The organism is Streptomyces sp. NPDC058773 (assembly GCF_042746015.1).
Taxonomy (GTDB): domain Bacteria; phylum Actinomycetota; class Actinomycetes; order Streptomycetales; family Streptomycetaceae; genus Streptomyces.
In genome coordinates this window covers 1-13647 of sequence record NZ_JBHYPE010000010.1, presented here as the reverse complement: position 1 = coordinate 13647, position 13647 = coordinate 1, and the positions used below count along the sequence as shown (strand labels likewise).

Genomic DNA, 13647 nt, shown 5'->3' with positions numbered 1-13647 from the left:
GCCGGTGCGGAGGGCGGTCAGGGGCCGGTCAGGGGGTCGGCACGCTGGTGATCTGCGCCGCGATGACCGGCTGGCCGTGCTGTTCGACGGTGACCTCGACCTGCCGGCGGTCGCCGTCGTCGCGGCCGGTGGTCCGCGCCTCGACCCAGGACGGCGCGTCGAGTTCGGCGTAGCGGGAGAAGGAGCAGTCCATCGAGACCGGGAGGGTGACGCCGGGGGTGGCGGCCTGTGCGGCCTGCCGGGCGGCCTCGACCATCAGCATGCCGGGCGCGTGGTCCACGGGGTGGTCGAAGAGGACCGGGTGCGAGGTGTCCACCCGTAATTGCCAGCGGTCGGGGCGGCCGGTGGGGGAGAGCACCACATCGCGGTCGTGCTCCCGGGCGACCAGCCGCGGGCTCACGGCCCCGGGCAGCGGCAGCGCACGGGAGTTGGCGAGTGCCAGATCGCTGTACTCGCCGCGCAGCCGGCGGTAGACCGCCGGGCTGTGACAGGAGTAGTCGAGCGTCGCGGAGGCCAGATCGGCGCCGTCGCACACGATCCGGAACTCCTGGAGGGCGCTGACCAGGCGCTTGCCTCGGAACACCATGTCGTGGTCGGTGATGTGCAGTTCGACCTCGGCGGGCTGCTGGGCGGTGCGCAGCGCCTGCGGCGCGAGGTCGTAGCGGACCCGTTGCCAGATGATCGGGTGGTCGAGCGGCACCCGGTGCACGACATGGCTGAGTAATATCCCGGCCTGCCGCACCGTCTCTATGAGCAGGATCGGGTCGTGCATCCCGTGGAGCGGGCCGTAGAACGTGTGGGCGCGCGGCCACTGGGCGCTGACCACCCAGCCGTCGGCCGCGCCCCGCCGCCAGTTGGTCAGGAACACCTCCGACACCGCGGCGCGGTGGACGTACTCACGCGGCACGGTCGTGGTGAGCTCCGACGGTCGGTTTCCGTCGGCGGACCGGCCTTCGAGGTCGTGGTGCTGATCGCGTGAGTACGGCGTGAGCGTGGCGCCGGCGGCCATAGGTGGATCCTTTCTGAGGTGCGGCTCTCAGTCCCCCGACGGCTGAGGCTTGGTGACGGCTCTGCCAACACTAAGATACGGACCATGTGGTTTGTTTTCCAGGGTCAGTGAGGGCCGGCAGCCCGTCAGGGCGAGGGCGTGTGGCGTCAGACCGGGATCTGCACGCAGCGGCCGTGCGGGTCCAGATGGCTCAGCGCGCCGGGTGACGCGAGGCCCGGAAGCGTGTGCTTCCACAGCGCCGTGACCCGCTCCGGAAGATCGGCGCGGTTGGTCGCGGCGCGGGAGAACAACTGCACTCCCATATAGGCGGCGACGAAGAACTCGGCCGCCCGGTCCGGTGCCACCCCGGGCAGCAATTCCCCTTTGTCCCGGGCCTCGGTGAACATCGTCGTGATGATGTCGGTCCAGGCCTGGTACGGCACGAGCGGGTCCTCGCTGAAGGTCGTCTCCACCGCGATACGCGTCCCGGCCTGCAACAACGGGTCGCTGCGCAGGGCCAGCGCCACCTGGTGGGTGAAGTCGATGGCGTCCTGGAGCCGGGACTCACTGACCTTGGGCAGAAACGGATCGGTCTGCTCCGTTATGACCGCACGGGCCAGCGCGTCCTTGGACGTGAAGTGGAAGTACACCGCTCCTTTGGTGACCCCGGCGCGCTGGATGATCTCGGCCATCGTGGCGGCCTGGTACCCGCGGGTGCCGATGACATGAGCCGCTGCTTCGAGGACGGCGCGTCGGGTGCGCACTGCGCGTTCCTGCTTGACCACCGATCATCCTCCGTATGCTCTCTTGGAGTTGTTGTGCCTGAGTGCGACCCGCTGCCGTGGCCGCGCAGTCTATTTCCGCATCATAAAGAAGCCAACCATGCGGTATTGAATTTGCGCCCGGTCCCGGGGCGGGGCCCGGCGGGCACCAACCGGCGTAACCCTCCGGTGCGCGCCGTCGAGTCCTGCCAGTGCGAGGAGCTGTCCGATGTCCCCCACCGTCGTCCCCGCCATACCCGCCGTCCACCGGGAGGTCCGGCTGGCGTCCCGGGTCCAAGGTGACCTGGCCACCCGCCATTTCATCATTGCCGAGGTACCGGTGCCGCAGCCGCGGGCGGACCAGGTCCTGGTGCGCAACCATGTGATGGCGGTGACCGCGGTGATGCGGTCGCAGATGACCGGAATCCGGCTGCCGATGGCCTCATTCGTACCGGGCGAGGCGCTGTGGGGAGCGGCGGTCGGCGAGGTGGTGGCGGCACCCGGCGGCGGCTTCACGCCCGGCGAACTGGTCCATCACCCCTGCGGCTGGCGGGAGTTCGCGGCGGTCGATGCCTCGTGGGTGCGGCGCCTCGACCCGGATGCGCTGCCGACGCCGGCCGCCCATCTGTCGCAGGGGGCGACCGCCTGGGGCGCCCTGCGCCGGGCCGCCGAGGTCAGGCCGGGCGACACCGTGTTCATCAGCGGCGCGGCGGGCAGCGTGGGCAGCCTCGCCGGACAGCTCGCACGGCGGCTGGGCGCCGGACGGGTCGTCGGCAGCACCGGCTCGGAGCGCAAGGCCGCGCGGCTGCGCGCCGAGTTGGGCTACGACGACACGATCGTGCGCGGCGCCGGGCCGATCGAGCGGCAGCTGCGACGGGCGGCGCCGGACGGTATCGACGTCCTGCTGGACACCGTGGGCGGCGAACAGCTCACGGCGGCGCTCGCGGTGGCCCGCCCCGACGCGCGGTTCGCACTGGTCGGCGCGCTCTCCGGTCAGTTGGGCGGCGAGGACGGCGCCATCGTCCCCGTGGAACTGGACCCGGGACTGATCATCATGCGGCGGGTGGCACTGCGCGGCTTCGGGCTGCACGCCCACCCGGACCTGCCGCAGGAGTGGACCGAGGAGTTCGGCCAGGGCCTGCGGGAGGGCACGCTGGTCTTCCCGCACGCCCTTTTGAAGGGGATCGAGCAGGCGCCACGGGCGCTGTGCGAGCTTACGCAGGGGCGTCATATCGGGGCCGTGCTGGTCGAGTTGTGAGGTCGGGGTACGAGAACCGGGGCGGGCCCGGGGTGCCGCGGTCAGCCGGCCGCCGGGAGCTGCGCCGTCGCCTGCATCGCCGCCGGAATCCGCCCCGGCGCGGACGGCAGCAGCGCCCACAGGTCGACGACGGCCTCCTCCTCCCACCACGTCCCGTCCTCGCTGCCCAGATGCAGCAGCCCCACCACGATGGAGGTCAACAGCTGTGCCGTGCGCCGCGGTTCGGCGTCCGACGTGTGCGCACCGGACGGTCCGCCGGTACCGCAGGTCACCGCCTTGTCGAGGAACAGCGCGTACCAGCGCTGCTCCAGGGCGTAGATGCCGAGCCCCGGCGCGGTCTCCGGCCGCAGCCGCAGTCCGGCGCGCAGCACGGCGTCCGACTGCACGCGGCCGAACAGTGCGACGGTGAAGTCCCGTACGGCGGCGGCCAGCGGCTCCGGGGAGCGGGTGAAGGCGTCCTCAAGCTCCTGGAGGGCCTCCAGCGCGGCGTCCCGCACCGCGAGCGTGAGGTCGTCCTTGGAGGTGAAGTGGAAGTAGAGGGCCCCCTTGCTCAGCCGGGCCCGCCGGCTGATCTCGACCATGCCCGCTGCGGGAACCCCCTTCTCCAGGAAGGTCTCTGCGGCCGAGCGGATGAGTGCCTGGCGGCTCTGAATGGCGCGATGTTGGGTGGGCACGGTGTCCGTCCCGTCTCTAGTACGGCTGCGAGCTCATTGCAGTCTACATAGAAAACCAACCATGCGGTTCGATATGCTCCCCGGTATTGGCTGGAACTCGCGGGCAGTGGCACGAACGCGGCGCCCGGGCGCGCGTACCGGCGCTTCGCGCCTCACGGGGTTCTGTCCCCAGTCTGGCTGCGCAAAGGGGTGTTGTCGACCCGTCAGGGGCGATAGGCATGCATTGACAAACAGCGCAGGCGGTTTTTAAATCTCGGGAGGCGGCAACGGGACGTTCCCGTTGCGCCGCCTCGACGGTTGCGTACCGCCCGGACGGAGGTGCGCCATGGCGAGACCGCCGCAGCCCTGACCAGTCGTCGACCGCAGGCCGCCCCAGCTGCCGGGCCGGCAATGTCCCCGAACCCCGCACCCCCATCGGAATCCGGAAAGGTCTCCATCCATGCGCGTAGCAACGGAAGTCGCCGAACGTCCCGTGAGAGGTGTGCGAGGTGTGCGGGGCGCCGGCGGCGAGACGATCAGGGCCGCCGTCTTCGACCTGGACGGCACTCTCGCCAACACCCTCCCGGCGATCAGTAAACTGCTGGTCAAGGTGGCCGCGGAGCAGGGCTGTTCGGTGACCGCCCGGCAGGCGGCCGCCGCCATCGGCAAGCCTCCCGGGCCCGCCTTCGGCCGCCTGCTGGGCCGGCCCGAGGACGACGGCCGGGTGCAGGCCGCGATCTCCCGCTACCGCGAGCTGTTCGCCTACGAAGTGCTGTGCCTGGGGCCGCAGCTGCTCTTCCCGGGCGTGACCGCCGGGCTGTCCGCGCTGCGCGCCCACGGGGTGGAGCTGGCCGTCGCCACCTCCAAGACGACCCGCAGTGCGGAGGCGCTGCTCGATGTCATGGGCATCCGCGACCTGGTCGGGCCGGTCGTCGGCCAGGACATGGTCCGGCGCGGCAAACCGCACCCGGAGATGGTGCTGCGGGCAGCCGGCCGGATCGGTGTCGCGGCCTGGCAGAGCGCGTATGTGGGGGACACCGTGGGGGATATGAGGATGGCCGTCACCGCCCGCATGGAACCGGTCGCGGTGACCTACGGCGTCGGCACGTTCGGTGAACTCGCCGGGGTCGCCGGCACCCGTATGTGCGGCTCCTTCAAGGACGTGGTCTCCGTGATCGCCGCCGCCCGGCCGCGTTCGGGCGTCGGGGTGGGAGCCCAGCCGCGCCGTCGCTGAGGCCGGTGGGCGGGGGCCACCGCTACACGCCGGTCACCGTCTCGTGCGCGTAACGGGCCCCGGCGGCCCGGAGTTTGGTGTGCAGCCGGCCGAACACCTCCGCCGCGCGGCCGCCCGGCCAGTCCTCCGGCAGGAGGGGAGAGGGCAGTCCGGGATCCGCGTAGGGCAGCCGGCGCCAGGCGTCCAGCGCCAGCAGATAGTCGCGGTAGGCCGCTTCGGGGGGTACCGAGCGGCGCCGCGACCACCGCTGGAGCACCGGCTCCTGCTCCTCGAGGAAGGCGCGGTGCTGCGCGGCCACGGCGTCCAGGTCCCACCAGCGCGCGACCGCGTCCTTCGTGGGGGCGAAGCCGGCGTGCGCACCGGTGAACAGATCGACGTACGGGTCCAGTTGCAGCCGCTCCAGGGTGTGCCGGGTCTCCTCGTAGAGCTGCGCGGGGGCGATCCACACCCCGGGTGCGGCGGTGCCGAAACCGAGCCGGGCCAGCCGGGAGCGCAGCAGGTGCCGCTTGTGCCGCTCCTCCTCGGGGACGGAGAAGACGGCCAGCACCCAGCCGTCGGACAGCCGCGCGGCCGGCCGGCCGAAGATCCGGCGGTCGCCGTCCTCCAGCAGCTGGCGGGCCGCCTCGGACAGTCCGTACGCGGCCGCGCCGGCGGCCGTCCGGGCCGGGGCCAGCAGCCCGCGCCGCTTGAGCCGGGAGACCGCCGAGCGCACGGACGGCGGATCGACCCCGAGCGCACCGAGCAGCCGGATCAGGGCGGCCACCGGCACCGGGCCGCCCGGGTCCTCCGGTCCGCCGCGCCCGTAGGCGCCGTAGAACGTGACGATCAGGGACCGTGGGGTGCGCTGCGTTTGCTGGTCGTTCACCGGGTCACTCTAGATCGGGTTCCCGCAGCCGGAAGCGCTGGAGCTTGCCGGTCGGGGTGCGCGGCAGTGCGGTGTGGAAGACGATCTCGCGCGGGCATTTGTACGGCGCGATACGGCTCTTGGTGAAGGCGCGCAGCGAGGCGACGGTGGCATCGCCCCGCGGAACCCCGGACCGCAGCACGACATGGGCGACGACCACCTGCCCGCGGTCCTCGTCGGGCCGTCCGACCACCGCCGCCTCGGTCACATCGGGGTGCCGCAGCAGCGCATCCTCCACCTCGGGACCCGCGATGTTGTAGCCGGCCGAGATGATCATGTCGTCCGCGCGGGCCACATGGCGGAAGTAGCCGTCGGGCTCGCGGACATAGGTGTCGCCGGTGATGTTCCAGCCGTCGCGGACGTACTCCGTCTGCCGGGCGTCCGCGAGATAGCGGCAGCCGGTCGGCCCGCGCACCGCCAGCAGCCCCGGTGCGCCGTCCGGCAGCGGACCGCCGTCGGGGTCCACCACCCGCGCCTGGAAGCCGGGGACCGGCAGCCCCGTCGTCCCGGGCCGGATCGCGTCGTCGGCCGCCGCGATGAAGATGTGCAGCAGCTCGGTGGCGCCGATGCCGTTGATGATCCGCAGGCCGGTCGCCTCGTACCAGGCCTGCCAGGTCGCGGCGGGCAGATTCTCCCCGGCCGACACGCACCGGCGGAGCGCGGAGACGTCGTGCCCGGCGAGCTTGGGCAGCATCGCGCGATAGGCGGTCGGCGCGGTGAACAGGACCGAGATCCGGTGCGCCGCGATGTCGCCGAGCAGCTGCTCCGGCCCGCCCCAGTCGGCGAGGAAGGCCGAGGCGCCCGCCCGCAGCGGGAAGATGACCAGTCCGCCGAGCCCGAAGGTGAAACCGAGCGGGGGACTGCCGGCGAACACATCGTCCGGCTCCGGGCGCAGCACCTGCGCCGAGAAGGTGTCCGCGATGGCGAGCACATCGCGGTGGAAGTGCATACAGCCCTTGGGGCGCCCGGTCGTGCCCGAGGTGAAGGCGATCAGCGCGACATCGTCGGCGGCGGTGGCCACGGCCGGGTACGGCACCCCGTCCGGCCGGGCGAGCTGCCGCAGATCGCCCGGACCGTCCCCGCCGAACGTGGTGATCCGCAGGTCCGGTACCTCCGCCTTGGCGAGATCGTCGACCGCCCGCACCGCGCACAGCGCATGGCGCACCTCCGCGACCCGGCAGATCGTGGCGAGCTCCTCGGGGCGCTGGGCGGCCAGGACCGTCACCGCGACCGCCCCCGCCTTCATCACGGCGAGCCAGCAGGCGGCCAGCCAGGGCGTGGTGGGGCCGCGCAGCAGCACGCGGTTGCCCGGCAGCACCCCCAGCCGGCCGGTGAGCGCATGCGCGATCGCGTCGACCTGCGCGCGCAGCTGACCGTACGTCCAGACCGGTCCGCTCGCGTCGCGGACCGCGGGCCGGTCGGCGCCGAGCCGCGCGATGGTGCCGTCCAGCAGCTCGGCGCCGCAGTTCAACCGGTCGGGATAGCCCAGATCGGTGAGGAGCGGCCACTGGTCGGGGGGCGGCAGCCGGTCGCGCGCGAAGGTGTCGGTGTGGGCCGAGGACCGTAGCTCCATGTCGGTGCCCCCTAGGGCGGTGGCCGACGGGCGGCCGGGAGAGGAATCGGGGACGGTGGAGGCCGGTGCGGAAACCGGTCGGGGAGTGCTCGGTTGGCTGCGCGTTCCGCGTGCGGTACTGCCGTTCGGATCCTTCGTCAGCGTAACGTGTTCGTGACGGCAGTCAACAGACCGCGATAGAGGACCGCTACCAGGGAGCCGCCTCGTGACCGTATTCGCGCTGGGACCGGATGAGCAGCAATGGTGCGCCGAACTGCGCGCGCTGACCGCCGAACGGCTGAGCCCGCTGGCGGAGAAGGGCGCGGAGGGCCGGGTCAACCGCCCGTTGGTCGCCGCCCTCGGCGAACTGGGCCTGCTGCGCCGTCTGTTCCCCGCCCACCGCCCGCTGCGCGCACTGGACCTGTGTCTGCTGCGGGAATCCCTCGCCCAGGAGTGCACGGCGGCGGAGACCGCGCTGGCGCTGCAGGGCCTGGGGACCTACCCGGTGGTGCAGGCGGGCACCGCGGAACAGCGGGCCCGCTGGCTGCCGGAGGTGTCCGCGGGCCGCGCGGTCGCGGCCTTCGCGCTGAGCGAGCCGGGCGCCGGCTCGGACGCCGCCGCGCTGTCCCTGGCCGCCGAACCGGACGGCCCGGACGGCTGGCGGCTCACCGGCGAGAAGTGCTGGATCTCCAACGCGCCCGAGGCCGACTTCGCCACCGTCTTCGCCCGGACCGGCGGCGCGGCGGGCGCGCGCGGTGTCACCGCCTTCCTCGTTCCGGCCGACCGTCCCGGCCTGACCGGTGCGCATCTCGACCTGCTCAGCCCGCACCCGATCGGCACCCTGGAGTTCGACGGCACGCCGGTGACCAGGGCGGATGTGCTGGGTGAGGTGGACGGTGGATTCGCCGTCGCGATGGCCACGCTGAACCTCTTCCGGCCGAGCGTCGGCGCCTTCGCGGTCGGCATGGCGCAGGCCGCGCTGGACGCGGCGCTGGCGCATGCGGGCGACCGCACCGCGTTCGGCGGGCCCCTCAAGGACCTCCAGTCCGTCGGCCACCAGCTCGCCGAGATGGCCACCCGGGTCGAGGCGGCCCGCCTCCTGGTCTACGCGGCGGCCTCGGCGTACGACTCAGGGGCCCCGGACGTCGCCCGCCGCTCGGCCATGGCCAAGCTGCTGGCGACCGAGACCGCCCAGTACGTCGTCGACGCGGCGGTGCAGATCCACGGCGCCCGCGCACTGCGCCGTGGCCATCTGCTGGAGCACCTCTACCGCGAGGTCCGCGCGCCACGCATCTACGAGGGCGCGACCGAGGTGCAGCGCTCACTCATCGCCAAGGAGCTGTACCGGTCGCGGACCTGAACTCCGCGACCGGGACCGCCCGTTGTGGACCTCAGTGGTTCAGCTTCCAGACCTGGCCCAGCTTGCACTTGCCCGACTTCGGCCCCTGGCCGCCCGGGCCCGTGATGAAGGTGCCGGAGACCGTTGCGGCCTGGGTCTGGCCGGCGGGCACCCTGTTGACGTCGATCTCCGCCGAGCCGAAGCGGGCGCCGGTCTCGTCGGTGAACTGCACGATGCCGTTGTAGGTCGCCGCGCTCCCGGTGTTGCCGTTGGTCACGCTCAGCTTGGCGCTCAGCGTCCCGGCCGCACTGTCCACCTGGCAGTCGGTGATCCGGATGTCCGACTCGGGCGGGGTGGTGGACCCGTCGGTCGGCGAACCGCCCGTGGTGGTGCCGCTGCTGGTGGTGCTCCCGGAGCTGCTGTAGCCGCCGTCGCTGCTGCTGTAGCCGCCGCTGGAGCTGCTTCCCGAGCTGTGGTTGTTGCCGCAGCCCCCGCCGTGCGAATGCCGGGCACCGGTCAGCGCGACCACCACCAGTGCGCAGGCGGCGACGGCGCGGACATGACGAAACTGCATAGTTATTTCTCCCCCGTGTGACGGCCGTCCCTGAGGACGCCCGTTCTCCACGCGTACTCATACGCGCGTGCGATTGATGATGCGCCCGCCGAGCGTGCTTGACGAGCGCGCGTCAGGCTAGCAAGCACGGGCACGGACGCCGAATTCCGGCCGACGGGCGAGTGGCAGTGGCGGATGTCAGGCTGAAGCAGAGAGGATCCGCGAAGGGAAGCGCCATGATCACTACTGACTTCGTTCCCGGCTCCCCGTCCTGGCTCGATCTCGGTGCCCCGGACGTCGAGGCCGCAGCGGCCTTCTACCGGGCCGTGTTCGGCTGGCAGGCCGAACCGCACGGCGACGAAGCGGGCGGATACACGCTCTTCCGGCTGGACGGCAAGGTCGTCGGCGCGGTCGGCCCGCTCACCGAGGAGGGCGCGCGCTCCGCCTGGACGGTCTACTTCCACACCTCCGACGCGGATGCCACGGCCCGGGAGGTGGAGCGGGCGGGCGGCGCGGTCCGCGTGGCACCGGTCGCGGTCGGCGCGGACGAAGGACGGTTCGCCCAGCTCACGGACCCGCAGGGAGCGGAGTTCGCCGTCTGGGAACCGGCCGCGTACCCGGGCATCGAGGACGCGGACGGACCGGGCACCCTGGTCTGGACCGAGCTCTACACCACCGATCCGGCCGCCGCGCAGACCTTCTACACCTCCGTCTTCGGCTGGAGCACCCAGGACATGCCGCTCCCCGGCGGCGGTGGCACCTACACCCTGCTCACCCCCGCGGGCTGCGGCGAGGAACGGATGCACGGCGGCCTCATGGGCGTCCCGGCGGACCTGCTCGGCCCGGGCGGGAAGCCGTACTGGCACCCGGTGTTCGGCTCCAAGGACTGCGACGCCACGGTCGGCCTGACGACGGGCAACGGCGGCACCCTGTCGATGGGCCCGGAAACCGCCGAGGGCGTCGGCCGCCTCGCCGTCTGCAACGACCCTTCGGGGGCTGAGTTCGTGGTGCTGACTCCTGAGGTGCCGGGCTGAGCGCCGACGGCAACGGGGGACCGAGGGGGAAGGAATGACGCGAAGTCAGAATCATTGCCATGCAAGGCTCCTGGGCATTGCCGTGCCAGGTTCCTGAGTCCAGCTTCGGTGCAACGGGAACCGACAGCCGGGACCTTGGTATCCCCAGCGCATCCCGGTGCTTCCCCGGCGCATCCCCAACGCCGAGCACCAGCCGTTGTCAGTGGCTCATGTGACGATCCTTCGCGTACGGCCGGTGTACGCGTAACGCCCATCGGCCGATGCCCATCGGCCACCGCCCACCGGCCCGGCCACAGCTCGCGAAGGGGAACCGCCACCCGTGAACCACACCACCCGCCTGGCCCTCCGCCTCGCGCTGCGCCACGCCGACCCGGCGACCGCCGATCAGCTCGCCGAACGGCTGCGCCCGGAGCTGCTGGCCCTGCTCGCCGACCGGTTCGGGCTCCCGAAGGGGATGGTCGACGAGCTGCTGGGCGGAGACGCAGCGCAGATGCGGGCCGCGCTGGACATCGAGCCGGCGGAATGGCTCCTGGGGGCGGCCGAACTCGGCGATCCCGCGGTCGGCCGGGCGCTCTGGTACGCGGCGTTCCGCGACGCCGACGACGACCGCCGGAGCGCGATGCGGCACGTCCCCGGCCTGATGGCGACCCTGCTGCAGGCCGCCGACCTCACGGACCCGCGCTGGTACGACGAGGACGGCCTGTTCCCGGTCCTCACCGCCCAGCGCGTCGGCCCGGCGCTCGTCCCCCTCCTCACCGGCGGGTTCCACGAGGTGAACGTCGTCGGCCTCGCGGTCTTCGGCGTGCACCTCCCCCCGCCGGTCGTCCTGGACGCCTGCCTCCACCTCATGGCGCTCCACGGCAGCACCGAACCGTGCACCCACCTCCTGGAGCTGGCCGAGGAGGTCCCGGCCCTGACAACCGGGCATCCCTGGCTGCCGGATCTGCTGCGGAAGGCGCTCGACGCCGCCGACCCGGAGGCCCTCCTGCGGGCGCACCGGCCCGACGGGGAGTGGACCGACCCCGACCACCTCCGCGCGCTGCTGGAACTCCGCTACGGTGACGGCCCCGCCGAGCGGCCCGAAGGCCTCGACTGGGACCTGATCCGGCGGGAACACGACCGGCTGCCCCTGGGCAAGGCCCCGGGATACTCCGGCAACTACGGCCCGGGGCTGCACCGCCTCACCCAGTGGGAGGGCTGCCCCGCCGACCTGGTGCGGGAGAGCTTCCGCCACCACGCCTACGGGACCGCCCGGCAGGCCGCCGACATCCCCTTCGAGCTCCTCGCGGAGGCCGATGCGGACGACCTCCCGCTGAGCCACCTCCTCCAGCACGGCATCGGCGAGGGCCGGCTCTCCGTGCACCGGGTGCTGACCGAGCTGACCCCCGCGGCGGCCGTGCTCCGCGCGCTTCCCTACGACCACGAACCGACCCGCAAGGCCGTCGCCGCTCTGCTGGCCCCGCTCGGCGCGGACCCCGTCAACTGGCTGACGTACTACGACCGGATGCGGCGCTTCCCCCGGAACAGCGTCGCCGCCCTGGTCACGGACGTCACCGACCCGCGCTCCCGCAAGCGGCGCTGCACCAGCTGGTACCGGCCGCGGAAGGCGCACTTCCCGCCGGGCTACACCCCCGAGGCGTCCCGGGCGGCCTTCCTCGCGATGCTCGAATGCGCCCCGGAGGAGGCGCAGATCGCCGTCGTCCCGCACCTCGACCCGCTGGCCGTCCAGCAGTTCCTCGTGGAGGGGAACCCTTCCCCCACCGTCCGCGACGCGGTGGCGTCGGCCCACGGCCTTCCCGCCCTGCTGGCAATGGCCGCCGGCCACCTCTGCGAGGAGAAGCTGGCCTACCTCCTCGATCTCGACGAACCCATGGTGGATGCCCTGCTGTTCCGCGAGCACCACCTCGGCCCGTCCGAACGGGCGCGGCTGCTCGCCGGCCGGCTGCGCGGCGGCGGCACCCGCCCGGTGCCCGCGGAGCTGCTCGCCGAGCTGGACGACCTCATCATCAACCAGGACCGCGACCGGCTGCTGTCCGGCCTGGAATCCGGCGATCTGAATGTGGCCCGCCGGATCATGGAGCGCCTGCGGCTGTATCTGCCGGCCGGGCGGCTGAAGCTGCTGATCGCGGTATGGGAGCGCGGCGGTCCGGACGCCGTACGGGAGATCCTCGCCATGGACCGCCTCCCGGTCACCCTCCGCCGCCGGACGGAGAAACTGCTGGACCTCCCCGACGGCCTGCAGCGGCTACGGGCCCGGCTCACCGAGGAAGCGGCGCCGGAGCGGCTGGCGGCCTATCTCATCAGGCCGGGCGACCGCCCCGACATCCGCCTGAACCGCCTTCTCGCCGAAGGCATGGACCTGCCCTGGCAAGCCCTGCTGGAAGCCCACCGCGCCACCCCGCTCTCCGCGGACCTCCTGGACACCCTCGTGACGACGCGCCCGGACTGCCCCCGCGAACTGCTGCGGGCGGCCCTGGCCCACGCCCCCAAACGCTGGGGAAGCTGGACCGACACCGCCCTGCGGAAGGGCTCCCTCACCCTGGAGGACCTCCTCAACCACACGGCCCCCGCCGACTCGGCCCTCAACCTCCTCCACCGTCACCGCTACGCAAACCCCGACAACCGCTCCCCCGAAGAAACCTGGCACCCCGTACGCACCCGCGCCACCACCCTCATCCACGATCACCTGACCACATCCCCCGAAGCCTGGCCCGTCTTCCTCCGCCTCCTCCCGACCTTCGCCGGCACCTTGCCCGAACTCGCCATAACGGCGGGGGCGATCACGCGGGTCGCGGTCTGAGGCTGATCCCACGGGTGGCGTGCGCCGTCAGAGCCCCGTATGCAGGCAGCTCCGAACGACCGGCAGAAGACCGGTCCCGGCCCAAGGTTCCAACGAGTCCCCGAGGCACCGCCGCACCCCTCTTCCGACGCGGCCGCCGAGATCGTCGAGGCGCTGATGCTCTCCGCCGCAACGGCGGCGCTCGGCGCACCTCCTGGAGAGCGACGAAACCTTCAGCCGAGCGGGAGGACAGGACCAATGCTCAACGCGTCCATCACGGTTCCCCTCGCAGGCGGCCTACCACTGCGAGTGTGCTGAACCGTGACAGACCATCGGAATACACCCGCCTCGCGGGTGCCCCAGTGACCAGGTGGCCCAGTCGCCCGGCGGGTCCCGGATGGCTCGAACCACCGCGGACACCCCCCCAAGTCGTGCTGCACCCCCAGGAGCGTGTAAGTTCTTCGAGTTGCCACAGAGCCGGAAGGGTTCTGCGACAACCATCCCGCCGCTTCGCGGCACACCACTACTGCACGGCCCCTCACCGGGAACAATTTCGGCGTGCCGAAATTCGGACCGTGACGTGATTATGCGT

11 protein-coding genes are annotated in these 13647 nt (G+C 72.3%); 5 read left to right on the top strand and 6 right to left on the bottom strand.

Features of this window, described 5'->3' with window-relative positions; translation table 11 throughout:
- Window positions 1-28 precede the first annotated feature (28 nt).
- Both ACFW5B_RS11590 and ACFW5B_RS11585 read right to left on the bottom strand, forming a co-directional pair.
- A complete protein-coding gene (locus ACFW5B_RS11590) occupies window positions 29-1009 on the bottom strand; it encodes a ScbA/BarX family gamma-butyrolactone biosynthesis protein (RefSeq protein WP_386436928.1) in 981 nt (326 codons plus the stop codon).
- Between the two features lie 146 nt (window positions 1010-1155).
- Window positions 1156-1752: a ScbR family autoregulator-binding transcription factor gene (locus ACFW5B_RS11585; protein ID WP_386436925.1), complete on the bottom strand. Its 597-nt coding sequence runs from the start codon at window positions 1750-1752 to the stop codon at window positions 1156-1158.
- Window positions 1753-1978: 226 nt separating this feature from the next.
- Between ACFW5B_RS11585 and ACFW5B_RS11580 the strand changes: the two genes are divergently transcribed.
- Window positions 1979-3007, top strand: coding sequence for an MDR family NADP-dependent oxidoreductase (locus tag ACFW5B_RS11580; protein WP_386436923.1), 1029 nt, complete (start codon window positions 1979-1981; stop codon window positions 3005-3007).
- A gap of 41 nt (window positions 3008-3048) precedes the next feature.
- Here the strand turns inward: ACFW5B_RS11580 and ACFW5B_RS11575 are convergent, their stop codons facing one another.
- Window positions 3049-3681 (bottom strand): TetR family transcriptional regulator, encoded by a 633-nt coding sequence (locus ACFW5B_RS11575; RefSeq protein WP_386436921.1) that lies wholly within the window; start codon window positions 3679-3681, stop codon window positions 3049-3051.
- A 481-nt stretch (window positions 3682-4162) separates the two neighbouring features.
- Here ACFW5B_RS11575 and ACFW5B_RS11570 point away from each other — a divergent pair, with 481 nt between their 5' ends.
- Window positions 4163-4894 carry an HAD family hydrolase gene (locus ACFW5B_RS11570; protein WP_386436918.1) on the top strand — a complete coding sequence of 244 codons (732 nt, stop codon included), beginning with the start codon at window positions 4163-4165 and terminating at the stop codon, window positions 4892-4894.
- 22 nt (window positions 4895-4916) lie between these two features.
- Here the strand turns inward: ACFW5B_RS11570 and ACFW5B_RS11565 are convergent, their stop codons facing one another.
- Both ACFW5B_RS11565 and ACFW5B_RS11560 read right to left on the bottom strand, forming a co-directional pair.
- Entirely contained in the window at window positions 4917-5759 is an 843-nt protein-coding gene (locus tag ACFW5B_RS11565; protein WP_386436916.1) for a PaaX family transcriptional regulator C-terminal domain-containing protein, read from the bottom strand.
- A gap of 4 nt (window positions 5760-5763) precedes the next feature.
- Window positions 5764-7371, bottom strand: coding sequence for an AMP-binding protein (locus ACFW5B_RS11560; RefSeq protein WP_386436914.1), 1608 nt, complete (start codon window positions 7369-7371; stop codon window positions 5764-5766).
- Window positions 7372-7576: 205 nt separating this feature from the next.
- Here ACFW5B_RS11560 and ACFW5B_RS11555 point away from each other — a divergent pair, with 205 nt between their 5' ends.
- Entirely contained in the window at window positions 7577-8710 is a 1134-nt protein-coding gene (locus tag ACFW5B_RS11555) for an acyl-CoA dehydrogenase family protein (protein ID WP_386436911.1), read from the top strand.
- A gap of 31 nt (window positions 8711-8741) precedes the next feature.
- Here the strand turns inward: ACFW5B_RS11555 and ACFW5B_RS11550 are convergent, their stop codons facing one another.
- A complete protein-coding gene (locus tag ACFW5B_RS11550) occupies window positions 8742-9263 on the bottom strand; it encodes a hypothetical protein (RefSeq protein WP_386436908.1) in 522 nt (173 codons plus the stop codon).
- Between the two features lie 215 nt (window positions 9264-9478).
- Here ACFW5B_RS11550 and ACFW5B_RS11545 point away from each other — a divergent pair, with 215 nt between their 5' ends.
- Both ACFW5B_RS11545 and ACFW5B_RS11540 read left to right on the top strand, forming a co-directional pair.
- Window positions 9479-10276, top strand: a complete 798-nt coding sequence (locus tag ACFW5B_RS11545; protein ID WP_386436906.1) for a VOC family protein — start codon at window positions 9479-9481, stop codon at window positions 10274-10276.
- A 319-nt stretch (window positions 10277-10595) separates the two neighbouring features.
- The gene (locus ACFW5B_RS11540; protein ID WP_386436902.1) at window positions 10596-13076 is read left to right on the top strand and encodes a hypothetical protein; all 2481 of its coding nucleotides are present in this window, start codon (window positions 10596-10598) and stop codon (window positions 13074-13076) included.
- Window positions 13077-13647: the final 571 nt, after the last annotated feature.